At 39.1% G+C, this 24,042-nt stretch carries 19 protein-coding genes; 9 read left to right on the top strand and 10 right to left on the bottom strand.

The features are described 5' to 3' along the window. Window positions 1-167 precede the first annotated feature (167 nt). The gene (gene znuD / locus ACE01U_RS11250) at window positions 168-2,204 is read right to left on the bottom strand and encodes a zinc piracy TonB-dependent receptor ZnuD (protein WP_151706843.1); all 2,037 of its coding nucleotides are present in this window, start codon (window positions 2,202-2,204) and stop codon (window positions 168-170) included. A 138-nt stretch (window positions 2,205-2,342) separates the two neighbouring features. On the opposite strand from znuD, the gene ACE01U_RS11245 reads away from it, so the two are divergent. From ACE01U_RS11245 to ACE01U_RS11225, 5 genes are all read left to right on the top strand, one after another. Next, the gene (locus ACE01U_RS11245) at window positions 2,343-3,107 is read left to right on the top strand and encodes a DUF4184 family protein (RefSeq protein ID WP_395579487.1); all 765 of its coding nucleotides are present in this window, start codon (window positions 2,343-2,345) and stop codon (window positions 3,105-3,107) included. Window positions 3,108-3,258: 151 nt separating this feature from the next. After that, window positions 3,259-5,043 carry an aspartate--tRNA ligase gene (gene aspS, locus ACE01U_RS11240; protein ID WP_005401682.1) on the top strand — a complete coding sequence of 595 codons (1,785 nt, stop codon included), beginning with the start codon at window positions 3,259-3,261 and terminating at the stop codon, window positions 5,041-5,043. 321 nt (window positions 5,044-5,364) lie between these two features. Next, window positions 5,365-6,249 carry a lysophospholipid acyltransferase family protein gene (locus tag ACE01U_RS11235; protein WP_395579486.1) on the top strand — a complete coding sequence of 295 codons (885 nt, stop codon included), beginning with the start codon at window positions 5,365-5,367 and terminating at the stop codon, window positions 6,247-6,249. 152 nt (window positions 6,250-6,401) lie between these two features. Further along, window positions 6,402-6,623 carry a hypothetical protein gene (locus ACE01U_RS11230; protein WP_086210429.1) on the top strand — a complete coding sequence of 74 codons (222 nt, stop codon included), beginning with the start codon at window positions 6,402-6,404 and terminating at the stop codon, window positions 6,621-6,623. A 386-nt stretch (window positions 6,624-7,009) separates the two neighbouring features. Further along, window positions 7,010-8,089 carry a WaaS/CpsH family glycosyltransferase gene (locus ACE01U_RS11225; protein ID WP_395579485.1) on the top strand — a complete coding sequence of 360 codons (1,080 nt, stop codon included), beginning with the start codon at window positions 7,010-7,012 and terminating at the stop codon, window positions 8,087-8,089. Here ACE01U_RS11225 and ACE01U_RS11220 read toward each other — a convergent pair. Then, the gene (locus ACE01U_RS11220; protein WP_086210431.1) at window positions 8,082-8,801 is read right to left on the bottom strand and encodes a putative nucleotide-diphospho-sugar transferase; all 720 of its coding nucleotides are present in this window, start codon (window positions 8,799-8,801) and stop codon (window positions 8,082-8,084) included. The two genes, ACE01U_RS11225 and ACE01U_RS11220, sit on opposite strands and share 8 nt — an antisense overlap. Before the next feature lie 414 nt (window positions 8,802-9,215). On the opposite strand from ACE01U_RS11220, the gene ACE01U_RS11215 reads away from it, so the two are divergent. Both ACE01U_RS11215 and ACE01U_RS11210 read left to right on the top strand, forming a co-directional pair. After that, complete coding sequence (locus ACE01U_RS11215) at window positions 9,216-10,118, top strand: glycosyl transferase (RefSeq protein ID WP_395579484.1); 903 nt, start codon at window positions 9,216-9,218, stop codon at window positions 10,116-10,118. Between the two features lie 69 nt (window positions 10,119-10,187). Further along, window positions 10,188-11,117 (top strand): lipopolysaccharide biosynthesis protein, encoded by a 930-nt coding sequence (locus ACE01U_RS11210; protein ID WP_110974665.1) that lies wholly within the window; start codon window positions 10,188-10,190, stop codon window positions 11,115-11,117. A 37-nt stretch (window positions 11,118-11,154) separates the two neighbouring features. On the opposite strand, the gene ACE01U_RS11205 is transcribed toward ACE01U_RS11210, so the two are convergent. The 4 genes from ACE01U_RS11205 to ACE01U_RS11190 are packed head-to-tail and all read right to left on the bottom strand — an operon-like array spanning window position 11,155 to window position 14,675. Then, window positions 11,155-12,078, bottom strand: a complete 924-nt coding sequence (locus tag ACE01U_RS11205; protein WP_086210434.1) for a glycosyltransferase family 32 protein — start codon at window positions 12,076-12,078, stop codon at window positions 11,155-11,157. A 43-nt stretch (window positions 12,079-12,121) separates the two neighbouring features. Then, window positions 12,122-12,880, bottom strand: a complete 759-nt coding sequence (locus tag ACE01U_RS11200) for a glycosyltransferase family 25 protein (protein WP_395579489.1) — start codon at window positions 12,878-12,880, stop codon at window positions 12,122-12,124. A 9-nt stretch (window positions 12,881-12,889) separates the two neighbouring features. Beyond that, window positions 12,890-13,861: a stealth family protein gene (locus tag ACE01U_RS11195; RefSeq protein WP_395579483.1), complete on the bottom strand. Its 972-nt coding sequence runs from the start codon at window positions 13,859-13,861 to the stop codon at window positions 12,890-12,892. A gap of 40 nt (window positions 13,862-13,901) precedes the next feature. Then, the gene (locus tag ACE01U_RS11190) at window positions 13,902-14,675 is read right to left on the bottom strand and encodes a glycosyltransferase (RefSeq protein WP_086210436.1); all 774 of its coding nucleotides are present in this window, start codon (window positions 14,673-14,675) and stop codon (window positions 13,902-13,904) included. 183 nt (window positions 14,676-14,858) lie between these two features. Here ACE01U_RS11190 and ACE01U_RS11185 point away from each other — a divergent pair, with 183 nt between their 5' ends. Together ACE01U_RS11185 and ACE01U_RS11180 are read left to right on the top strand one after the other, a co-directional pair. After that, window positions 14,859-16,028 carry a nucleotide sugar dehydrogenase gene (locus tag ACE01U_RS11185; protein ID WP_086210437.1) on the top strand — a complete coding sequence of 390 codons (1,170 nt, stop codon included), beginning with the start codon at window positions 14,859-14,861 and terminating at the stop codon, window positions 16,026-16,028. Next, entirely contained in the window at window positions 16,025-17,047 is a 1,023-nt protein-coding gene (locus ACE01U_RS11180; protein WP_395579482.1) for an NAD-dependent epimerase, read from the top strand. Before ACE01U_RS11185 ends, ACE01U_RS11180 begins: the two co-directional genes overlap by 4 nt. A gap of 230 nt (window positions 17,048-17,277) precedes the next feature. On the opposite strand, the gene ACE01U_RS11175 is transcribed toward ACE01U_RS11180, so the two are convergent. From ACE01U_RS11175 to ACE01U_RS11160, 4 genes are all read right to left on the bottom strand, one after another. Continuing rightward, complete coding sequence (locus ACE01U_RS11175; protein ID WP_086210439.1) at window positions 17,278-18,153, bottom strand: ATP-grasp fold amidoligase family protein; 876 nt, start codon at window positions 18,151-18,153, stop codon at window positions 17,278-17,280. 198 nt (window positions 18,154-18,351) lie between these two features. Then, on the bottom strand, window positions 18,352-19,278 hold the full coding sequence (locus tag ACE01U_RS11170) for a branched-chain amino acid transaminase (protein ID WP_086210440.1): 927 nt from the start codon (window positions 19,276-19,278) through the stop codon (window positions 18,352-18,354). 33 nt (window positions 19,279-19,311) lie between these two features. After that, on the bottom strand, window positions 19,312-22,056 hold the full coding sequence (gene glnE / locus ACE01U_RS11165) for a bifunctional [glutamate--ammonia ligase]-adenylyl-L-tyrosine phosphorylase/[glutamate--ammonia-ligase] adenylyltransferase (protein ID WP_395579481.1): 2,745 nt from the start codon (window positions 22,054-22,056) through the stop codon (window positions 19,312-19,314). A gap of 82 nt (window positions 22,057-22,138) precedes the next feature. Continuing rightward, window positions 22,139-23,407, bottom strand: coding sequence for a sensor histidine kinase (locus ACE01U_RS11160; RefSeq protein WP_119064684.1), 1,269 nt, complete (start codon window positions 23,405-23,407; stop codon window positions 22,139-22,141). Between the last annotated feature and the right edge of the window lie 635 nt (window positions 23,408-24,042).

Genomic DNA, 24,042 nt, shown 5'->3' with positions numbered 1-24,042 from the left:
GTGAATTTATTTGAAAGGAAGCTCTTAAAGGCACTATTTCTTCCTGATAAGAAGTGGAATAAGCAAGAAGAACCTCAGCTGAGGTTCTTCTTGTGATATTTATGGGACAGCAGTGGGAAGCACCTCTTCTTTACGGAAAAGGTTGGGTTGAAGCTTGAAGTAGCATTTTAGAAACTAAAGTCGAGCCCAACTGTGAAGTTACGCCCCACTTGTGGAATGGTCGATAGGAATGAAGCATGCGAATAAACCGTCTCATCCAAGAGGTTATTGGCTTTGAAATACACACGATAATCATTGCCCTGCATATATTGACCATTATACGCCAAGCCAAGATTTACCATGTTATAGCCCGCAGTTTCCGTTTCATAGCTTGCAATTCGATCTTGCTCAAATACATGGTAATACTCTGCCGTACCCGACCACGTATCACTAAAGTTTGCATTCACTTTGGTGCCTAAACGACCAGCAGGCACTCGCGGAGCATTTTCATTGTCAATTTTGCCACGTACATAGTCACCAAACACGCTCATCTTATACACATCATTGATGGCATAAGACGCTTCTGCTTCAGTCCCATAAAAACGCGCTTTGTCTTGGGTGTAGTCTACTAGACGGAAGTTTTCATAACGGTCAGTGGTTTGTGCATAAATATAGTTGTCATACCAGTTGTGGTAGACATGCACGTGATAATCAACTTTATCCGTGTCGTAATGGAAACCTAACTCCAAGTTATTGGATTTTTCAACATCGAGATTTTCATTACCACGTTCATAGGTATTGGTCGCTAGGTGGTTACCATCAGCATAAAGCTCTTGCGCTAAAGGTAAACGCTCTTGATGAGATCCAACCAAAGATAGTTTATAGTTGGGTGCAAACATCCAATTCACAGCACCCGAATAAGATACGCCATAATCATCATAGTCTTTTCGATCAGACTCAATATCAATGGTCTGCTGATCGACACGCGCACCGAATTCAAAATGGAAGTCCTTCCACTGCTTATGTTCTAAACCAAATACGCTCCATTTTTGCGTCTTGGTTGGGTCTAAAATAGACTCTTCACCAGTGATATCTAATTTTTGTTGATTGTACTGTACGCCAACCACACCTTCCCAATCTGCAATTGACTGATGCACCAACTCTAAACGCGCATCATAACCCTTACTTTTAAAGGTGGTTGCAACACTATCGCCTTCAATTTCATCATGTTGATAATCAGTATAACTGGCATGAGCACGTAGTTTATCGAACCCTACAAACGGATTTAAGACTTCTGTACGGAAATCATAACGTTCTGACTTTAAGTCAACCCAAGGCCCTGCCTCGTGTTCTTCATGATCATGGTCATGCCCATCGGCACCACAATGTAAATGGTCATCGTGCGGATGACAGCTTTCATATTCATGATTATGCCCCGGTAGACCATATTGATCTTGACGATTGGTATAGGCGATACCCGCAAAACCGCGCTCCCCAATCCATGAACCCCCTATACTGACAGTTTCACCTTTGGCAAAGGTATTTCCAACACGGCGTTCTTTTTCGAGTTCACCCTCATGCTCATGGTAGTAGTTCGGGGCAATATAGTCATTTGCTTCACGCTTTGAACCCTCAACCCGTAGAGCAAACTGACTTCCCAACGCAACAGTCGCCCCAGCACTTGCCAATTTTTCGTCGCTACCCGTGTTGTAACGTAACCCTGCCGTACCTTCGATACCCTTTTCAGGCATGCTTGTTGGAATTTTTTGGTCGGTCACATTAACCAAACCACCCACGGTGCCTGCACTATACAATAGGGTTGAAGGACCACGAATGATTTCAACTTGTTTCGCCAAAATCGGATCAACCGTCACGGCATGGTCCGGCGATAAAGCCGAGACATCAGCGGTTTCTGAGGCGTGTTGTAAGACCTTCACTCGTGGGCCATCTTGACCACGAATCACTGGTCGGCTTGAACCTGAACCATATTGATTTGAATACACCCCCAACTCATCTGCCAAAGCATCTCCAATGGTCGGTGCACGTTCTTTTAATGTTTTTTGCTCGATCACCTGATCGGCGACTGCAAAGTCTGCCGCTGTTTGTACCAAAGGATGGGCTTGACTGGTCAACGTTTCTAGTTGTGTTGTTGCTTCCTCTGCAAAAACCCCTGGTGCGACGACAGTAAAAATAGAAAGCGTAATCAAATTTTTATGAAAAGACATGGAACTGACTCAAGTTACAAGTTTTGAATATTGTTATAATATAACATTCCATTTTTATTGCAATAAAAAACATTTCTATTTTAAAAAGCAGTTAAACTGAATCATAAATTTTAAGTCTATGTAATTTAAGACATAACAATGCCCTTTACCATTTCACATGCTGTTCTCGCACCTCCCTTAGCCAAACTCAGTGGTGACCGATTGCCAGTTGCGGCGATTGCCATTGGTTGCATGACTCCCGATTTGTATCGACTGTTTACGCAGACCAGTTCAAATATCACCCACTATTGGACGTCACTGATTCACCCTGATCTTTGGATTGGACTCAGTTTTTGTATTTTATGGTATGTGCTATTACGGCCCTGTTTTTATCGTTTTGTGGGCATTCAGCATGAGCTTAGGCTCAACAGTGCAATGTGTATTTTTAAATTTTTAACAGGCACCATTCTGGCAGTACTTCTCGGTACGGCCACGCATTTATTCTGGGATGGACTCACTCATGCTGACTTCCGAACCTTATTTTTTCAGGACTTTTTAAGCCAGAATGTTGCTCTGCTAGGACACCCATTCCCACTACACCGTATTTTACAAATTGGGACATCGGCGTTGGCTCTGCCTTTGTTGGCATGGATGAGTTGGCGTTATTACCAAACATACCAGCAACATTTTCCTGTCAGTTTAAAAATCAGGCGCTTTGCCATTGGGCTGTTCATATTCAGCCTTTTGGGTGGTCTGGTGAGTGTTTGGGACTATGCGCGTTATATCCCTACGCAAGTTTGGCAGTCAGACCTATATTATTTTACTGGGCGGAGTATCAATGAATTTAGCCAAGTCGCTTTACTGATATTGATCTTTGGCTGCATTCTGTTTTTATTTTTAGATCGTGATCACCGTTTAGGCTAAGTTTGCAGCAAGACTGGCAAGCAATTTTATACCTTTTTTAAGCTATACCTTGAGACTAGGTGTCCAAAGAGGCATAATCCTACCTTTATTTCTGGCGGTACGCTGTTTACGTATTCGCTACCTTTAGCCATATAGTTGGATTTTTAACGCCATGATGCGAACTCATTACTGCGGTTCTTTAACCGAAGCTCAAATTGATGAAACCGTAACCCTCTGCGGTTGGGTACACCGTCGCCGTGACCACGGTGGTGTCATCTTCCTTGATATGCGTGACCGTGACGGTCTTGTGCAAGTGGTTATTGACCCTGACACTCCTGAAGCATTCGCAACTGCGGACAAAGTACGTTCAGAATTCGTATTAAAAATTACAGGCCGTGTGCGTCGCCGTTATGCAGGCACAGAAAATGCCAATATGGTGAGCGGTCAAATCGAAGTTTTGGGCAAAGAAATCGAAGTTCTTGCGGCATCAGAAACACCTCCATTCCCATTGAATGATGACAACACCAATATTTCTGAAGAAATTCGTTTAAAATACCGTTTCTTGGACATCCGTCGTCCTGAAATGTTAGATCGTTTACGTTTCCGTTCTAAGCTAACCAACCTCATTCGTAACTATTTCGAAGACAATGGTTTCTTAGACGTTGAAACCCCGATTTTAACCCGTGCAACCCCTGAAGGTGCACGTGACTACTTAGTGCCAAGCCGTGTATCTAATGGTAGCTTCTATGCACTTCCACAGTCACCACAATTATTCAAACAATTGTTGATGGTGGGTGGTATTGACCGTTACTACCAGATCGCAAAATGTTTCCGTGATGAAGACTTACGTGCAGACCGTCAGCCTGAATTCACCCAAATCGACGTTGAAACATCGTTCATGAGTGACGATGACATCATGGATTTAATGGAAACGTTGACGGTTAAGATGTTCAAAGAACTTCTTGATGTTCAATTCGATAAATTCCCACGCATGACCTATACAGATGCTATGCGTGACTATGCATCGGACAAACCAGACTTACGTATTCCGTTGAAATTGGTTGACGTTGCAGACCTGATGCAAGAAGTTGAATTCAAAGTATTCGCAGGTCCTGCTAAAGATCCTAAAGGCCGTATCGTTGCATTACGTGTTCCGGGTGCAGGTTCTTTACCACGTAGCCAAATTGATGAATACACGAAATTTGTCGGCATCTACGGTGCGAAAGGTTTAGCCTACATTAAAGTAAACGAGCTTGAAAAAGGCATCGAAGGTTTACAATCTCCAATCGTGAAATTCATCGAGCCGATCGTGCTTGATCTATTGAAACGTGTAGGTGCAGAAAATGGCGATATCGTGTTCTTTGGTGCAGACAAAGCTAAAGTTGTCAACGATGCCATGGGTGCTTTACGTATTAAAGTCGGTCATGACTTGAAGATGTCGACTTGCGAGTGGGCGCCGCTTTGGGTGGTTGACTTCCCAATGTTTGAAGAAACCGATGATGGCAAATGGACCTCTGTTCACCACCCATTCACACTGCCTAAATCAAGCGTTGAAGATGTGAAGAACAACCCAGGTGCTGCGCTTTCTGTGGCTTATGACATGGTGTTAAACGGTACTGAAATTGGTGGTGGTTCACTACGTATTCATAACCTAGAAATGCAAAAAGCGATCTTTGAAGCTTTGGGCATTGGTGAAGAAGAAGCCGAAGAGAAATTCAGCTTCTTACTCAACGCATTACGTTACGGTGCTCCTCCGCATGGTGGTTTGGCATTCGGTCTAGACCGTTTAGTCATGCTCATGACAGGTGGTGCTTCTATTCGCGATGTGATTGCATTCCCGAAAACAAAAACTGCTGAATGTCCATTAACACAAGCGCCTGCACCAGTTGAATCAAACCAACTACGTGATTTGGGTATTCGTTTACGTGAAAAACCAAAAGCTGAAGAAACTAAATAATCTTTAGATTATGATTAAAAAACCCTGCCATGTGCAGGGTTTTTATTTAAGACAAGGCAGTCCCCTCCCCCCTAGATCAGATTTTTCGCTTCAAATTTTCCAAAATTTCCTTTGAACTTTTGATCTATCGCACTTACAGTGGGTCACGATAGTCTATATTTTATTGCAGCAGTTCTGGCACTAAAGCATTCTGTTGATTTATTCATTTATTTTGTTCTTAAGACGCTCATCTTTTTTTGATTTTATCTATCTTAGATTTTTAAGTCTCTTTGCAAAATTTTCTCTCATCACATCTTTTGCATAAGATCTCTGAGTTTAAATATGGCTATGTATTATTTACTTAAAAGCATTTCAATTTTGCCATTACCCTTTCTACAATACATCGCTCGCGGAATTGCACACCTTCTTTATTATAGTGATTCTTCAATCAAACGTATTACTAGCATTAATCTGCAATTGGCCTACCCTAAACTCGCCCCAACAACACTCCAAAAACGCGTTCATCTCAGCATTCAAAGCCAATGTCAGACTTATATTGAATTCTTAAAATGCTGGGGCATGTCACCCCAATACAGCCTAGATTTACTCAAAAATATTCACGGAGAATCTGTCCTCACAGAGGCTTTAGCCAATAAAAAAGGCGTGATTGTGGTTGTTCCGCATTTCGGCTGTTGGGAACTGTTAAATGCATGGTTAAACGTCTATACACAACCCATGATCATGTATAAACCCTATAAAACGAAGGGAGTGAACCGCTATATTTTAGAAGCACGCCAGAAGTTTAATGCGACTCTTGTGCCTACTGATGAAACAGGGATCCGCAGTATCTTCAAACACTTAAAACAAGGTGGACTGACCGTAATTTTACCCGATCATTTGCCAAAACCGAGTGGCGGTATTTATTCATATTTTTTCAAACAACATACATTATCCGCAACTCTTGTCTCAAAAATGGCCGCCAAAACGCAATGTAATGTGATTGGATTAAGTTGTATTCGTAATACGGATGCAACGGGTTTTAATGTGTACTGTACTAAGTTATCTCAAGAGATTTTATCGAAAGACCTACAGCAGTCTGTGGACTGTTTAAACCTTGCCATGCAAGACATGATTAACCAAGCACCTGAACAATACATTTGGTCCTATAGACGTTTTAGAAATTGTGCAGGCAAGATCAATGCGTATAAAAAGCTGCCACCCGTATAAATGCTATAGAGCAAGACATGATTCAGACAGGACGATAAGATAAAATCAAAATTATTTAGTTTAGGGTTGATTGGCATACTTTTATTTATTTGAGATCAATTCTCAGCAATGGCATAATAGCGTCCTGTTTTATATCAGTTGTGAGCAAGCAAATGGCTATGCGTCCTGAAGTCCGTCGTCGCGGTATTGTGCTAATTGTTTTTGCTATCGCGCAATGGTTGTTCATGCGTTACATACTAGACAATCAATTATTTAATTTAACAACCTATAATCGGATTGTCTTTTTCTGTGTAAGTAGTCTTGCGGGTGCTTTTGTGATTTTTGTCGGCCTAATTTATATGGTCTTGAAAGGCAATGCGGATAAACCAGAGTAATCATATTACGACTCTAAATACACTTTTTGTTGATGATCAAGCTAGCAATTATGTATAGCAACAGTGCCGCTAAGGCGGTACCTATTGCTTTTTTTGCAGCATAAAAAACATGTATTCGCAAACCAAAAAAACTTTAATTTACCTGTAGATCTTGGTTTAATTAAATCACCTATTACCCAATCATGGCTGATTATGCTTATTACACATAAACTGATCACAAGAAAATACTCCCAAGCATGATCTTATTTAGTCAGATTCTCAGTTAAATTTAGAGTACAGCCTAGAGAAATATCCAATAAATATAAACTGTTTTAGGAAGCGTTGCCCCCTTAGCCGTCGTATAAATAGGCCTAAAAATAGATTGAGACCCGTATGAGACAGACATCATGACCAACAAAATAATCTTAGTGATGCCCAGCCATAGTAATTTTGCGACAGCTATTCAGAAAAATTTAGAATTCCATAACTTTGAAGTCAAATTCATTAATAGCTCACCTGAAAATATCCAAAAAATTAAACTTTCACGATGGATGAATATCTACACGCTTTTCCGAAAATTATTCTTGGCTGATTTTTCATATAAGGATAAAGCAAAAGATGCCATCAAACAGCGAATCATTGCCGAAGAAATTTCCAAGGCTTTACAGAATAATACCTTTGATTATGTACTCGTCATACGTCCAGACTTAATTGATAATCAACATTTAGAATTATTAAAAGCAGGTTCGAGTCACCATTTTATTGGCTACCAATGGAATGGCATAGAACGCTTCCCTAAAACATTATTATCTGTTGATTTATTTGACCATTTTTTTGTATTTGACCCAGAAGATTTATCAAATCCAAACTACAGTAGTTACAAATTTCAAGGTTGTACCAATTTCTATTTTGATGTGTACCCTCCAAAACCCAACTTACACACAGGTACTGTTGCCTACTTTGTAGGTCTACATTTTGACGACCGCTCTCAACCAATTGATCATTGTGCAAAAGCGCTTATTGAGCATGGTATTACTTTAGATTTCAATATTAAATTTCGCCATGGTGATCAAGCAGATGCGCAAACGCAATATCACACTTCAGAAATAAAATTTATCAACCAAAATATTGACTATGAGGATAACCTTCAACATATTAATCAAGCAGATATATTGGTAGATGTAGTCAATCCAGTGCATAAAGGATTATCTTTCCGCACCTTTGAAGCACTGTATTATCAAAAAAAATTAATCACCAACAATGCGCAAATACGCAATTATGATTTTTACCATCCCAACAACATTCTGATTTGGGATGGCAAAAATTTAGATACATTGAAAGACTTTTTAGACAGTCCTTATGTCGCTGTAGATCCACAAATTATTGAGAAATACAGCTTTGGCAACTGGATCAGGTATATTTTAAAAAAGGCTCCCTACCAGCAGATCCAACTCCCTCTACAGCAGCCCTCAACACCATTTACATGAGGTCTTGAAGTTCAAGCTGTATATCAATTCCCAATTGCTTTGCCCGTGCGTTAACAACCGCGTGACGCGTCAAAATTTTTCGTGTGCTTTTTGCTAAAGTGGTTGAGCGCATAAACCAACGGTAAAACGCATTTCTACGCTGATATTTTTGCACCCAACGCATGTCTCTACTCGCCTGTAATTGTTCGATAATCGGTTCAACCGTATCCCCGTATGCTTTACGCGATGTGTCAAAAATAAAGTTATACTCGGGCGGTAGCTTTTTGAGTGTAACGCGTTTTTCTTCGACCCATGCATCCAGTAATTCCTGCAATACAACCTGATCCCAACGATCAGGCTCAGCCAACTGTCTTTTTTCCCACTCATCAACCAATAGACGTGCATTTGGGGTATCGTTGATAAACAACGTGGCACTAATTAAACGATTATTATGAATATAGTGCACCGCAATATCTTCTGTGATTGATTCAAAATAAGGTCGAATATCTTCGAGAATAATCGCATCGGCATCTATATACAAAATCGGCCCTTGTAGCTCATGCCGAACTTTTGCAATATAACATGGCTTAAAAGCAATAATTTTTTGCCAATCATCTTTGGAAAAGCTTTGAAAATGTACATCTATACCAAATTTATTTGCCGAGCATTTTAAAATATTCGCATGCTTCGTATATAACTTATCGTTCGTATGGAAACCAAAAACTGTTAACATTACCGATCCTGTAAAACCTGAAAAACACTCAAGGCTATTTTATATTTAATTACAAATACTTAAATCTATAAATCATCGAACACTTATACTTAAAATTTAACGTATAAATGCAAAAATTACAGAGAAAGTACTTCTATTCTCACTCAAAATATTCCGCCAAAATCATAAAATACAATGATGACCAAACTCAATCTAAGGAAGATCTCTAACTCATATCCAATATATTAGTTGAACCCACCAAACTCATCAATTTAAAGCGACCAATCACATCATATATCTCTAGCGGCACCGCATTCAGCAAGACACTATTTGCAAAAAACTACTACGCAGAACTAGCTTTTAGCACTTATAATCCTATTATAGTTATAGCGATGACTTTGTATTAAAATCTAATTATATAAAACGGTGTGTAAGATGACTCAAACAATTCAAGTATTTGTAGGTTGTGATCCCAATAATTGTGACTTAGAACAAATGATGGTTCTTGAATATAGTCTTCGTAAGCACACTTCGCATCCGGTGAATATTACTTGGATGCAACTGAGTCATGACACAAACAGTCCTTGGTACACCAATCAGGAGACTGGTGAGGGATGGCGTACTGAAAAATGGGCTACTCCTTTTTCTGGTTTCCGTTGGGCCATTCCTGAATCGTGTAACTTCGAAGGTCGCGCAATTTACATGGATGCCGACGTCATTGTACTTTGTGATATTGCAGAACTTTGGTCTCATCCAATGCAGGATGATGCCATTGTTATCGCTAAGGGTGGCAAAAGCTCAGCACGTCTATGTACTTGTGTATGGGATTGCGAAAAAGCCAAACAATATCTTCCTGCATTGAAAGACATTCAAGCCAATCCAGATGCACATAAGAATTTAATGCGCCTTCTAAAAGAAAAACCAAATCTCGTACAACCTTATCAAGATTCTTACAATAATATTGATGGCGAAGGGATGTCGATTGAACAGATCAAAATTCTACATTACTCAGATATGGGCACGCAGTTCAGTCATAAGTATTCATTACCTCGTCTTGAAGCAACAGGCCAAAAGCACTGGTTTGATGGTGAAATCATGCCTCACCCTCGGGCAGATTTAATAGCACTTTTTGATCAATATTATGACGAAGCGCTAGCTGCTGGATACAAACCAGAACAATATATGATTGAACCTTTTGGCGCTTTTACCAAAGCAACTCAAGCCAACTATCACGGCAATAAAATTACACGCCCAGGGCAAAAAGAATCTTGGTTCACTCAAAAGCTCAATAAATTAAAGTCTAAACTCAGTGGCAACAAATTTAGACTAGATGACTAAAGCTTAAAGTGACTGCTTTAGTCACAACTTAGCCTATTTTTTAAAATGTTCAACCTGAATGACTTGTTTATGATTCCTAAAAAGCTACAGACCTTGCAATTATTTTTTTCAAACTTGTGTTTTAGAAATATTTATAAAGTCGTTTACAAACTGAGTCATTCAAATCAATACAAACATAATCGCCGTTTTTGGCCGTATTATCAGGTTGAACGTGATACTGAAAATGGTTTACAAAAACTTTTTTTCAAACAGAAGTTGGTCGTCGATAATACACAAGCTGTTTGTACAGAAAACAAACTATGCATGATGATTGCAACTGGGCCATCAGTCCAACAAATCCCTCCCGAAGCTTTTACCCGCTCCGATATAGATTATGTTGGATTAAATGGCGCAATTTCGATGCCTAATGTTGTGTTTAAACATTATGTCATTATTGACCATAATTTCGTTGAGAGCCGTTTTGATTTAGTGTTGAAAGTTCTCAATAGCAATTGTACGTTTTACACTACACCACGTTGCTTAGATCTGATTTTACGAAAAGTTTTATTTCAGGATATCCAATGTAACATTAGAGTAGTAGAGCCTATTACTCGCGGTGAAATTGAACCAATCTTACAGCCTAAAAAAGCTGTCGACATGCAAAAAAATTATTTCTATACCAACAATCAATTGGGTTTTTCAACTCAAATATATACCGCGATCTTTGATTATTTTACTGTAGCCTACGTTGCACTACAGATTATTCACTCACTCCGCTATCAAGAGATTTACTTAGCTGGGTTAGACATGAATAATTTTACCCAACCCCGTTTCTATGAGAGTGCTGAAAATAAACAACCAACGCTTTTAGACAGATCATTGGATTTCACATTACCAGCCTTCGACTTAGCAGCACAGTTCTTTAAGGCTCAAGGAATTACCGTATATAACCTTTCTGAACATAGCGCTGTGGAAGCATTTCCAAAAATAAATGCAAAGGACTTATTTAAATCCCAATAAAATGCATCCGATTCAAGTTTATTTTTTCGAGTGCTGACTAAAAATCTAAGAGTGAGTGCTTAAAATATTGTCCTCGCACAAAATGCTTATCCAATATCTGACGCTCTTTCCCCGCAAGTTTTATGAGATTCGGATACTCATCTGGTGACTCATGAATAGCTAAATCAATGAGGGTCTTTTCTTTAACCCATTTATTTTTAACTTGATAGAAAAACGCATTTTTATCACAATTGATTAATACCATACTCGGTACTAAATCTCGCATCACCTTCTGACACGCGACATAAGCCACAAGATACTCTAACCGACCAATACGCTGAAAATAGTCTTGAGAATTATCATAGTTGGCTTGGATATATTGGATATATTGCTTTGGTCCGAGATCAATCGCCTTAAAAAGTTCATCAAACCATAATTGATAAAATGGATTCTTTTCTACACTCGCCAGTAACCAATTTTCAATCACGGGAAAATCAGCCAGCGTCGTATTTTTTTTCCGATAATAGGCAAAGCTTTGTGTTCCTGTTTGCTGGATGAGATTTTCAATCCAATCTAATTTTTTATAAACAATAATACTTGCATCCAACCAAATCCCACCATAATGATAAATCAAGTCAAAACGGATTAAATCTGCGCGTTGCTGGGATGTTGCTTTTTGCAAAATAGGTGAGGTTAGGTCAAAACTAATAAAATCTGCGACATTATTTGGATTTAACAGATTCACAGTATAGTCAGGATGTAATTTCTGAATATGATCAATACAATGCCGAACCAAAGCTGGCATGTTCCCTTCCCAATAGATCCATATCTTTTTAGGTAATTGAACGCTTTGATTCTCTGGCTTAGCCTGTAAAACGATCTGATCTGCATAGTTATCTATGGCATCACATTTATTTCGTTGTTTTAAATTAAGCAGTGTATAAAACTTTAAAATATAAAATAACTTTTTAAAAATTTTCATTTTAGTCGATCATTTAGCCTTGTATCGAAACACCTTAGGACAATTACAAATACTTATGCTTCACCGCATAAAATTTGTCACGCCACATTCGTTTTTGCTTTTTAACCCCATAAGAAAAACTTCGACCTTCTCTTTCTTTACGAGAAATTCCTTGTGCGGCTACAGTGCCCAAAATATCACTGTCTAGACCCGCTGGTTTGACCAATGCAGGCCATACTCCTAAACCTTTCCCATTTTTACTGAGCCAAGTTTGAAAGAAAATATCAACAGGCATGGTCATTGATTTTCCTGCGTGTATAAACGATTCAGCGCCTTTGCGTGACCAAACTAAACCGAGACCGCGAATAGGGAAATAAAAAGCGTGCCATAAACTCATGCCATCAATATTCGTAACATCTTTGCTTAGTTTTTTCTTTTTGGCTGCAATATTGATCAAATACCAATCTAATTCTTTATGCTGATTTAGATAGGTAAGTACGCCATCAAGCTTGTCTTTAAACTCTTGATTAATCTTCATATCATCTTCAAGCACAACTAAATAATCAGCATCTGTCGTTAGAAACTTCTCCGCGCAACCGTAGTGACTCAAATAACACCCCAACTCTGAATTCATCAAACTACGACCCAGTGCTTGATTCGCACCATGATCATCATAGTTTGTAAACTCAGTGAGTGCTTTGCCTCGACCATCGACCGCAGAAAAGCGCTCAAAAGGCCAATTGACTTGATCCAACTGCTGTGTTGCTCGCTCAAGTCGTTCCTGACTGCCGTCCAAATTAATTAAATAAGTAACAACTTTCATCATGAACCTTTAAACCAAAACGGAATGGGGTAAATAGTCTGCTAATTTTTCATGCATTGCATCACTGATCTGCTTTGCAGCATCGCTACTCAGCTGATCCAAACTTTGAATACAACCATATTTAATTTCGGGATTTTGAAGCGCCTGTATAAAACTATTCAAACTATCCTGATTTTTAAGATACGCCAGTTCAAGATCAGGCTTCAACTCCGCCTGCTGTTTTTGAATCTTAATATGGTTCATCAGTGAAATTGGATTTAGCTGTTCTACACTTCGAAATTTAAACTTGATCTGTGTTTCTAAACGCTGCGGATGCGCAAGCAAATAATCCTTTAATGCATCACGATCTACAATATGAGGATAATGATGAATTTCAAAGAACTTATTGAAGCCTAAAATATCCGCACCAAGCATCTGCGCAATCATATGCTTAGGCTGTATAGGTTGACCCAATTGACGACTCATAAACTGGCGATATTTCAGCTTGGCTTTAAGCGCAAAGCTACTTTGCCAGTGACCATAGACCACCAAATGATCATCTTTTAAGAAGTCTTCAATTTTTGCTGGCGAATTAAAAAAGAAATCATCATTCAGGTAGATAAAATAATCCGACAATCCCTCAATATTCCAAAGCATCGTTTCAATAGAACGTGTATTGAATGTGGGCAAGTGCTGTTCAAAACCTTTGAAAATTTCGCGGTGATCGACCACCCGAATTTTATCCTTAGCACATAGGCCCTGCGCGACAAACTCATCAATAAATTCAGGACGTTGATTGTCCGCTACAACATAAATATGACGACAAAAAGGAACATATTTTAAAATTGAAGCAATATTGTAATAAATTTCATTATTGCTGGCGAAACGCGTATCACTGATCGCATCAGAGGCATCTTCACCCGTCAAATATTTATGGCGCTTTTTTTTCAGTTCAATGTCATTACCATCTACCCAGGCAATCACAACATCAATATTTTGCATTCGCTTGATCACTTCAAAACATGAGTCTACTTAGTGGCAATTATTGCCACGCATCCTTAATCCACTGCGATGGCAATACATAGCGATACCATTTCCCACCGCCACCATGAATCGCGTCAGGTGGATTGATCTCACCATGGAAAATAATGATTTTAACGCCTTCAGGTTTCACAGGCGGCTTGAAATATGCCAAAGGAATCTTTTGTAGGCAGTGATATTTATAGCTCTTACACCAACTATCTGGCCAGTAAGACAACTTTTTCTCTTGATCGACATACCATGACAAATAGGCTTGCTCATTACGAAACTTCTGACGAATTTCATCAAAATGTTCACGGAAATAAGGCATTAATCCCGGGAAAGCGCCCAATTTAAAACGGTAAACCGAGCTATTACCTGTAATACGCCACGGGCGTTTCCAATCATGAATAATCAGAAAATCCCCTGGGTGGGTAAAGAAACTGTCAATATTGTCAACAATCACCACATCCAAATCTAGAAATAATGCATTCCCCTTTAAACCATACAAATCTGGTTCAAATGTAGACAGCTTATTCCACCCTCGTTCAGGACTCCCCGGTGGTAATGCCAATGGTGGAATCGGAAAACATTCAACTGCAGGGTCAATTCCTTCAGAACGATCTGTTAGGCAGACCATTTTGAAATCAACCGTGGTATGACGTTTCACCATATTATATAAACGATTGACGTACTCGGCCCCATATTTGGTGCCCCATTTCATGCACAACACAACATTTTGTTCTGCTTGGGTATCAGCCTGTTTTAACAGTGCATCGTTCACGTTTTCCTGCATGTTCTATCATCCACCAGCATTCTGTTTCATATCATAACATCTCTGACAAGAAGTTAGTGTATGGCTTTTTCAAAGCCTTCATAATACTCAAAATAGTTTGTGCTATGATACGAAGTCGCTTTTTACAAATCAGAAATGGTTTGAATCCAAGCTCCCATATGAAGAATATAGAATCAGGTTGATATGAAAATAGCAGTTGCAGGCACCGGTTACGTCGGCCTTTCTAATGCCATGATCTTCTCACAACATCATGAAGTTATTGCACTGGATATCATCGACACAAAAGTCGACATGTTGAATAAAAAAATATCTCCGATTCAGGACGCAGATATATCGACATTTTTAAGCGAGAAACCGCTTAATTTTCGTGCTACAACTGACAAATATGAGGCTTATCGAGGCGCTGATTTTGTCATTATTGCGACACCTACCGACTACGACACAAAAACCAACTATTTCAATACTCAAAGTGTCGAAAGCGTAATCCAAGATGTAGTTGGAATTAATCCTCAAGCAACCATGGTTATTAAATCCACGGTGCCCGTAGGGTTTACTCAGAAAGTAAAAGCACAATACAACACCGAAAACATTATTTTTTCTCCAGAGTTTTTACGTGAAGGTAAGGCTTTACATGACAATCTTTATCCTTCACGTATTATTGTCGGTGAAAAATCAGAACGTGCTCAATTGTTTGCAGACATGTTGATTGAAGGTGCCATTAAAAAAGATAGTCCAGTATTATTTACAGACTCTACAGAAGCTGAAGCAATTAAATTATTTGCCAACACTTACCTTGCAATGCGCGTCGCTTATTTTAATGAACTCGATACCTATGCGCAGTCCTTCGGTCTGGATACCCGTCAAATTATTGAAGGCGTATGTTTAGATCAACGTATTGGCAACCATTACAATAACCCATCCTTTGGTTATGGTGGCTATTGTCTACCTAAGGACACCAAGCAACTTCTTGCCAATTACAATCAAGTGCCAAGCAACCTAATTCAAGCGATTGTCGATTCCAACAGTACACGTAAAGACTTTATTGCAGATTCCATTATTGCCAAAAACCCAAACACTGTTGGTATCTACCGTTTAGTGATGAAAAGTGGCTCAGATAACTTTAGGGCTTCAGCTATCCAAGGCATTATGAAACGCATTAAAGCCAAAGGGATTAATGTGATTGTCTATGAACCAACTTTAAATGAAGAAGAATTCTTTAAATCAAAAGTAGTCAATAATTTAGATCAATTTAAGCAGCAAAGTGATGTCATCATTGCCAATCGCAAGTCTCAGGACTTAAGTGATGTTGAAGATAAAATTTATACTCGTGATATTTTTGGAGGTGATGAATGAAAGTTTTAGTCACAGGTGCAGCAGGTTTTATTGGTTTTCATGTTGCTAAAAAGTTGCTTGAACGTGGTGATAGCGTTGTCGGCTTTGACAACATGAATGATTATTATGATCCTACGCTAAAACAAGCACGTGTTGATTTATTAAATCAAACAGCCACCCAAAATGCAGGACAATTCGAGTTCATTCTAGCCAATCTTGCCGATAAAATAGCAGTTGATCAATGCTTTCAACAGCATCAGTTTGATCGCGTCATTCACTTGGCCGCACAAGCAGGCGTGCGCTACTCACTTGAAAACCCAATGAGTTATGTCGAAAGCAATATTATTGGCTTTACCAATATTATTGAAGCATGTCGTTATGCGAAAACACCGCATCTCACTTATGCCAGCACAAGTAGCGTCTACGGTGCCAATACCACCATGCCATTTAGTGAAAAACATGGGGTCAACCATCCTGTGCAATTTTACGCTGCCACCAAACGTGCGAATGAGTTAATGGCTCATAGTTATAGTCATTTATTCCAACTGCCAACCACTGGCTTACGCTTCTTTACGGTCTATGGCCCGTGGGGTCGCCCAGACATGGCTTTATTCAAATTCACTAAAAATATCATTGAAAACAAGCCAATTCCTGTATTCAATCATGGTAACCATACCCGTGATTTTACGTTTATTGCAGATATTGTCGAAGGTGTGATTCGCTCAAGCGATCAAATTGCACAAGCCAATCCAAACTGGGATAGCAACCATCCAGATCCATCGACCAGCAATGCGCCTTTCCGTGTCTTTAATATCGGCAATAATAATCCTGTTAAATTGATTGAATATATTCATGCAATTGAAAAAGCATTAGATAAAGAAGCCATTTTGGACTTATTACCTTTACAAGCAGGCGATGTACCCGACACTTTTGCTGACAGTACAGCCTTGGAACAAAGTGTAGGCTATAAGCCTTCAGTTTCAGTTGAAGACGGCGTCCAACAGTTTGTACAGTGGTATCGAAATTTCTACCAAGTTTAAAGGCGAATGTGGTCATTAAGCTGTACAAAATAAAACCCCTAATTTTTTATGATTAGGGGTTTTATTTTCCATGATATTTAAATCGACAATCTTAGATATAATCAATTTTAATTGTCAGGCTTTTTAATCATTAAAGAGCATCTGCACAGTATTCAAATAATATCCTATTTCAGAATATCGAATAATCAAATATTTTTTTAAATTAATCCAATAATACTCTGTAGGCCACATTAAGAGCGCCATAAGGCTCCCAGTTTGATATCCCACTCAGCAGGAGAAATAACCATACGCCCTGCGTTTGGTGTTAATGTAATTTCGCTAAACAGTATTGCATCTTGCGACAATAAAAAATCTATTCGGCTATAGCCATATTCCAAACAAAGTTTTTCAGATAACTCCATCATCTTCTTCATCCTGCAAGGCTCAATAACTGGTTGCGGTGTATTTTCTTTCAAGTCAACGGTGAACGGCTGTAATGACCAAGAAGTATCATAAATATTTGAATATTCAGTACCATCATGCCCACGAACATCAACCTCAACATACATCGGTTGCCCTTCAAAACAGTGAACTCGGCAGGTCGTAATAGTCGCAAGTGTTTCAGCATCACGATATAAATCAACATAATGCTCCGCCAAAATAAGCGGCGAAATATTTTTATAGTGCCACTCGCGTTTGCGGTAGTACATATTCATCTTTAAACTATTTTTGAGCTTAATTTCTGTCCGATTAAAATCAAATGAATCTTTATCATGACAAATCGTAGCACTTCCACTATCGTGCGTGCATTTTAAAACAAACCGGTTTGGAAATTGATCAAAATTGATATCATTAAAATCACAATATGTCCCAATCAATGGAACCATATATTCTTCACCAATTCGATCTATCACCAGCTCTCTGACAGCGAATTTATCTGCTAATTTAGTGTGTAGTGCGCTTCTTTCAAAAATCATTCGCGCAGTCACTTTCTCATTAAAACTTTCTGGTTGATTAAAATTTGGGGTATATCCCAATTTATTAATAAACCTTTTTGTTAGATATTTTTCATCCGAAACAAACATCGTTCTAATTACTTTTGCTTGATATATAAGATTGTTAATCATTGGTTAAATTTTAAATACATCTCATTTTTACCAAATGATAACAAATTTATTCAATTGTGTATGCTTTGTGAATATTATATTTTTTCAGAAACTAATAGATAATGTGGTATTGATCATTTTAAAATCAAAATTAGTCAATAAAAATAAAATAGAGAAAATAAAAAAGGGCTCCGAAGAGCCCTTTTCACATCAAATTACTTATTTTACATAAGTCAACCAATGTGCATATTTCGGATCTTTACCTTTAACCGCATTAAAGAATGTGGTTTGAATTTGTTCAGTAATTGGGCCACGCGTACCTGAACCGATTTCACGGTCATCATATTCACGAATTGGCGTCACTTCAGCAGCCGTTCCTGTAAAGAATGCTTCATCTGCAATATAGAACTCATCACGGGTAATACGACGCTCAACCACGTCATATCCTAAATCTTTTGCAATGGTAATAATGGTTTGACGTGTAATACCATCCAGTGCACCACCTGCGATGTCTGGCGTATGTAATACACCATCTTTGACCAAGAATACGTTTTCACCAGAACCTTGACATACATAACCTTGTGGGTCGAGCAACATTGCTTCGTCATAACCAGAATGTGCCACTTCTTGGTGAGCCAAAATCGACAAAGTGTAATTACCTGACGCTTTTGCTTTACACATCGTCACGTTTGGATGGTGGTGAGTAAACGATGAAGTTTTCACACGAATACCTTTCGCCATCGCTTCATCACCGAGGTAGGCACCCCAACTCCACGCAGCAACAACAGCATGAATAGTATTATCTGTGGCAGCAATACCCAGCTTTTCCGAACCAATAAAGATAATTGGACGCAAGTAACAAGATGCTAATTTATTTTCACGAACCACATCAATTTGAGCTTGCTCTAGTGCTGCTTGATCAAATGGAACTTTCATTTGATAAATTTTTGCAGAGTTCAATAAACGCTTAGTGTGTTCTTTTAAACGGAAAATAGCCGTGCCATTCGGTGTTTCATAGGCACGGACACCTTCAAACACACCCATGCTATAATGCAAGGTATGTGTTAAGACGTGAGTTTTCGCTTCACGCCAGTCAACCAATTGTCCATCTTGCCAAATAAAACCATCACGATCAGCCAAATTCATGACACACACTCCAAATTTATATACACAGTCATGTTACCCAATGCTCACAATTGAGCTTGGATCAATTAATCTTTGCCATAATTTGCAAACGATCACTCGGGTATCGCGCCAGTCCGCAGCATTTACTTGCATGGATTGATTCGCAAGGGCTAAGCGGTGGCTCTCGGCTCGTTCACTGAGATAAGCTTGAATCAATGCGGTCGCATCGTCGCTGGATAAGCAACTGGCTTTTGCGGCGTCTTCAAGGATTCGTACATTGTCGGAATAATGGGCAAGATCTGGATGAGACCCACTCCACGCCAACACAGCATACTGTGCCATAAATTCGATATCGACGATACCACCTGCGTCTTGTTTTAAATGAAAAATTCCATCTTTTTGTTGTTCTTTAGAAGAACCCAAATGGTCTTTCATTTTCTGACGCATGTTCAACACTTCTGCACGTACATTTTCTTCATCACGCGGTTGCGTCAAAATTTGGCAACGCAGTGCTTCAAACTTATCACGTAGGCTGGCCTCACCTGCAATCGAACGAGCACGCACCAATGCTTGATGCTCCCACATCCATGCACTTTTCAATTGATATTGCTCAAAAGCCTTTAAACTCGTCACCAATACCCCAGCTTCCCCTGATGGACGTAAGCGGGTATCAATTTCATAAACCCGACCATCAAGCGTTTGAGTCGTCATTAGTGACATAAATTTCTGAGCTACCCGCATGGCAAATTCAAATCCACTGATGGCCTTTAACCCATCAGTATCAGCCTGCTCATCCATATAATGAATAAAGACCAAATCTAAGTCTGAGCCATAACCCAGCTCAATCCCGCCAACTTTACCGTAGCCCACGACTGCAAATGCCAAATGATCAATCGAACAACGTTGACCGTCCGTATCAAGCGGATAACCATGTTTCTTTGCGGTGATTTGGTAAGCCAAATTCAAAGTTGTACTGACCGAAACCTCTGCAATATCCGTCAAAGCATCAGATACTTTCATCAATGGGCTTTCTGCCAAGACATCGCTAGCCGCGACTGCCAACACATTGGATTTTTTGAATAGGCGCAGTACACGCATCAAGTCTTCAACATCATCCAGCTCAATGCGGAGTAACTGTTGACGTAGCGAATCTTCCAAATCTTGACGGCGAGGCAGCTCAAAATCCATTGACAAGAATTCATCCAACAGCACTGGATAATGGGTTAATTCTTCACAAATCCATGGGCTCACCGTTGCCATTTTGACTAAGCGTTGTAAAGCCCCTTTGCTCTCAATCAACATGACAAAATATACGGTGCGTCGCATCACTGACTCCACCAAGGGCATGAGACGTAGCAATGCGGCTTGTGGTTTATCTGACTGTAAAATCGCTTCAATCAAATGTGGCCAAAACATCTTTAAACGTTGTACCGCTTTGGCAGGCAATTTTTTTAACGCATGACCATGCCAAAACTCGTGTATAAGATTTTTCGCCCCCTCATCCAAGACTTCATTTAAACGCGTCTCAAGTTGACTAAAACTTTCCACAAAAGGGTCATGTTCTTTTTCTTTAATTAAATGCTCAAACTGGTAAATGACTTTGGCGCGCTTTTGGTTTAAATACTCAATAAATGTATCCCAACTTGCGAAGCCCAAAGTATCAATCATACGCTGACGCAGTTCAGGTTCTGTTGGTAAAGACTGGGTTTGTTGATCATTCAAGGCTTGAATCGCATGCTCTACACGGCGCAAAAACAAATAAGCATCTTCTAGCTCATTGACTGCTTGCCCATCCAGTAGACCCACTTCACCCAAATGATGCAAGCTGACTAAACATTGACGGTCTTGTAACTCTAATTTTGCCCCGCCATAAATTAATTGGAACACTTGTACAATAAATTCGACTTCACGAATACCGCCCGCACCTAACTTAATATCGTCTTCAATATTACGGCGTAGCACCTCACGCTCAATCATGGCTTTCATTTCGCGCATGGCTTCAAAAGCAGTGTAATCGACATACTTACGGAATACGAAAGGACGAGTCATGCCCAATAACGCATTCCCCTCTTTTCCACCCGTAACAATTCGCGCCTTGATCCACGCATAGCGCTCCCACTCGCGCCCATGCTGACTTAAATATTTTTCCAGAGCGGCATGACTAATCGCCAGTGCTGAACCGTCACCCCAAGGACGCAAACGCATATCTACACGGAAAACAAAACCATCCGCAGTGATATGGTCCAGCAAATAAATCAGCTTCTGTCCCCACAAAATACAAAACTGTTGTACATCAATACACTTGCGCCCATCTGTTTCACCCTGCTCGTCAAAGGCAAAAATCAGATCAATATCACTGGACAAATTCAGCTCTTGTGCACCGAGTTTCCCCATCGCAACCACGATTAAATCTTGAAGTTTATGGTTATAGCCTACAGGTTGCCCATATTTAGCAATCAAGGGTACTAATGCAAATTCTTTAGCAACGCATATCGCCGCATCAGCAAAATCAGAGAGCTCGCGCGTCAAGGTCATCACATCAATCAACTGATTGGCATCTTGCCAAATCCAACGAAACATGAGGCGTGCCCGTAAAACACGGAGTGCGCGCATCCATGTATTTTCATCACTTATATCTTGTAAAGTCTGCTGAACTACAGCAAAAATTTGTTCGGTCGTCAGTGGCTGAGAAAATTGATCAATAGCATAATCTTTTTCGATATCAATATGATGTATAGATAGGACTTGTTCAGCATATTGACTTGCGCGCAATGTCTTTTGCAATTGCTCAGCATTCATGATCGACCCTTTCACATTATTTTGGTTATTTATAACAGCAGATCATGATATTAAGCGAATTATTTTTATAAAGAAAACATGATTATTCAATAAATTCTTGTTGGGGCGAAACCAAAGACAAAGCTTGGTGTGCGCTGTTTGAGCGCGGTAAGCTGACGATGAAGGTTGACCCAACGCCCTCTTTAGACGTTACAGAAATTTCGCCTTTATTTAAGTCAACGAAACGTTTGCAGAGTACTAATCCTAGACCCGTACCTTTTTCCCCCGCTGTACCTTTAAAGCTGATCGTCAACTTCGGTTCAAATAATGATTCAATTTGCCCATGCGTCATGCCTAAACCTGTGTCTTGAATATAAATATCAATAAAGTCATCGCGCTGTTTAGCATCAATCGTTACCACACCATTGCCATGCATATGGGTGAATTTGAGTGCATTTGAGACCAAGTTCTGAATGACAGAGGTCACCATATTGATATCGGCAAAAATTCTTAAATCATCAGGGACACGGTCGATCAGTTGAATATTTTTATTGACCGCTAGACCATTTAGTACATCAAAGACAATTTGTGAAGACTGTTTAAGTTTATAATGAATCGGATGGTAGAAAGAACGCCCTCCCTCCGCCATAGCCCAATTCAGCAAGCTTTCTAACAAGCTATAAGTCGATTGGGCAGTATCATGTAAATAGTCTGCAATACTTTGTATACCCAACTCATCCAAACTCTCACGCTCTTCAGCCAACACCTCTGAGAAGCCAATTAAGCCATGAAACGGTGCCCTTAAATCATGTGCAATAATTTGGAAAAACTTGGTTTTACTGACATTCATAGCCACTTGCTGCTCATATAACTCCTTAAGTTCGGCATTTTCCATACGCAAATACAGAATATTAAGAAAACTCATTGCAAGCTCTTTCACACTGTCAATCGCATCTCGATCAAAAGCATCCTGTTGCTCATCAAACAAAATCAACTGACCAATCGACTTTGCATCCTCTTTTAAGTCTATTGCGACCATTCGATGATGCACAAAGCCCAAATCGGAGAGAGATTGCGACATTTTTTTATAATTTGGATGTTGTACATCTATAAAGAAATGGTCATCAAAATAAACTGAAAAATTGCTTTCAGCGGGTCGATGAACAGCGTTAAAGGAATTTTGAGCAACATACCAAATATAAGGCTCATCTATAAATGTTAAAATCGCTGTTCTTGCTCGCAAAATTTTTCTTGCAAACTTAAGGAAGCTTTGAATTTTGTTATCTTGAGTATTTACACCCAATAATAAAGATAAGTGACAAGCACTTAATTGTTCTGTATCAGACCCGATTTCCAGTAATTGAATACCCATTTCTGCCTCATCTTTTGTGATTTTATCGGCACAAACCCATTATTTATTCTATGTATTAGCAAACTTTCACTATTAAAACAATATAAAAATACAACAATACGATGATGGCATTTAACAAAAAAATCAACTATGGCGAGACTTTATCTTTGGATTTATTTTACTATTTGAAAAAACATGATTTATCTGTACTTTTATAACTTCAAGTCATCAACAGCCTCAGCCATAAATTTCGGGCAATAAAAAACCCCAAGACTGAATATGCTTGGGGTTTTTAATATCTTGGTCCCGAGGGTCGGAACCAATTTTTTATTACCAAGCAAGTACTTACTTAAATAGTGTGGAAGTCTGTGGAGAAAAGTACTTGAGAAACAGAGAAAAACAAACAAATATTTAAAGGGATTTGTAATTAATGCTCAAAAATTTAGGTCATAAAAAAAAGAGGTTACAAAAGTTACAGATTTCAAGAATAGGTATTAACTATATGTTTTTAATAATTAAATATTTATTTTATAAAGGTAACATTTAGGTTACTTTTAAGTTACATGTAACCATTTAAAAAAGTTACAAATGTAACCTCATATCTATTTGTTTTTAATATATTTATTGGATTTAACCCAATTCCTGTAACCTCATGT

This window comes from Acinetobacter halobius (assembly GCF_044130335.1).
GTDB lineage: Bacteria > Pseudomonadota > Gammaproteobacteria > Pseudomonadales > Moraxellaceae > Acinetobacter.
This window is presented reverse-complemented; position numbering and strand designations above follow the sequence as displayed.

Bases quoted from the DNA above. Each gene is read 5' to 3' on its own strand.
- znuD (WP_151706843.1), bottom strand. From the start codon at position 2,204: ATGTCTTTTCATAAAAATTTGATTACGCTTTCTATTTTTACTGTCGTC.
- ACE01U_RS11245 (WP_395579487.1), top strand. From the start codon at position 2,343: ATGCCCTTTACCATTTCACATGCTGTTCTCGCACCTCCCTTAGCCAAA.
- aspS (WP_005401682.1), top strand. From the start codon at position 3,259: ATGATGCGAACTCATTACTGCGGTTCTTTAACCGAAGCTCAAATTGAT.
- ACE01U_RS11235 (WP_395579486.1), top strand. From the start codon at position 5,365: ATGGCTATGTATTATTTACTTAAAAGCATTTCAATTTTGCCATTACCC.
- ACE01U_RS11230 (WP_086210429.1), top strand. From the start codon at position 6,402: ATGGCTATGCGTCCTGAAGTCCGTCGTCGCGGTATTGTGCTAATTGTT.
- ACE01U_RS11225 (WP_395579485.1), top strand. From the start codon at position 7,010: ATGACCAACAAAATAATCTTAGTGATGCCCAGCCATAGTAATTTTGCG.
- ACE01U_RS11220 (WP_086210431.1), bottom strand. From the start codon at position 8,801: ATGTTAACAGTTTTTGGTTTCCATACGAACGATAAGTTATATACGAAG.
- ACE01U_RS11215 (WP_395579484.1), top strand. From the start codon at position 9,216: ATGACTCAAACAATTCAAGTATTTGTAGGTTGTGATCCCAATAATTGT.
- ACE01U_RS11210 (WP_110974665.1), top strand. From the start codon at position 10,188: ATGATTCCTAAAAAGCTACAGACCTTGCAATTATTTTTTTCAAACTTG.
- ACE01U_RS11205 (WP_086210434.1), bottom strand. From the start codon at position 12,078: ATGAAAATTTTTAAAAAGTTATTTTATATTTTAAAGTTTTATACACTG.
- ACE01U_RS11200 (WP_395579489.1), bottom strand. From the start codon at position 12,880: ATGAAAGTTGTTACTTATTTAATTAATTTGGACGGCAGTCAGGAACGA.
- ACE01U_RS11195 (WP_395579483.1), bottom strand. From the start codon at position 13,861: ATGCAAAATATTGATGTTGTGATTGCCTGGGTAGATGGTAATGACATT.
- ACE01U_RS11190 (WP_086210436.1), bottom strand. From the start codon at position 14,675: ATGCAGGAAAACGTGAACGATGCACTGTTAAAACAGGCTGATACCCAA.
- ACE01U_RS11185 (WP_086210437.1), top strand. From the start codon at position 14,859: ATGAAAATAGCAGTTGCAGGCACCGGTTACGTCGGCCTTTCTAATGCC.
- ACE01U_RS11180 (WP_395579482.1), top strand. From the start codon at position 16,025: ATGAAAGTTTTAGTCACAGGTGCAGCAGGTTTTATTGGTTTTCATGTT.
- ACE01U_RS11175 (WP_086210439.1), bottom strand. From the start codon at position 18,153: ATGATTAACAATCTTATATATCAAGCAAAAGTAATTAGAACGATGTTT.
- ACE01U_RS11170 (WP_086210440.1), bottom strand. From the start codon at position 19,278: ATGAATTTGGCTGATCGTGATGGTTTTATTTGGCAAGATGGACAATTG.
- glnE (WP_395579481.1), bottom strand. From the start codon at position 22,056: ATGAATGCTGAGCAATTGCAAAAGACATTGCGCGCAAGTCAATATGCT.
- ACE01U_RS11160 (WP_119064684.1), bottom strand. From the start codon at position 23,407: ATGGGTATTCAATTACTGGAAATCGGGTCTGATACAGAACAATTAAGT.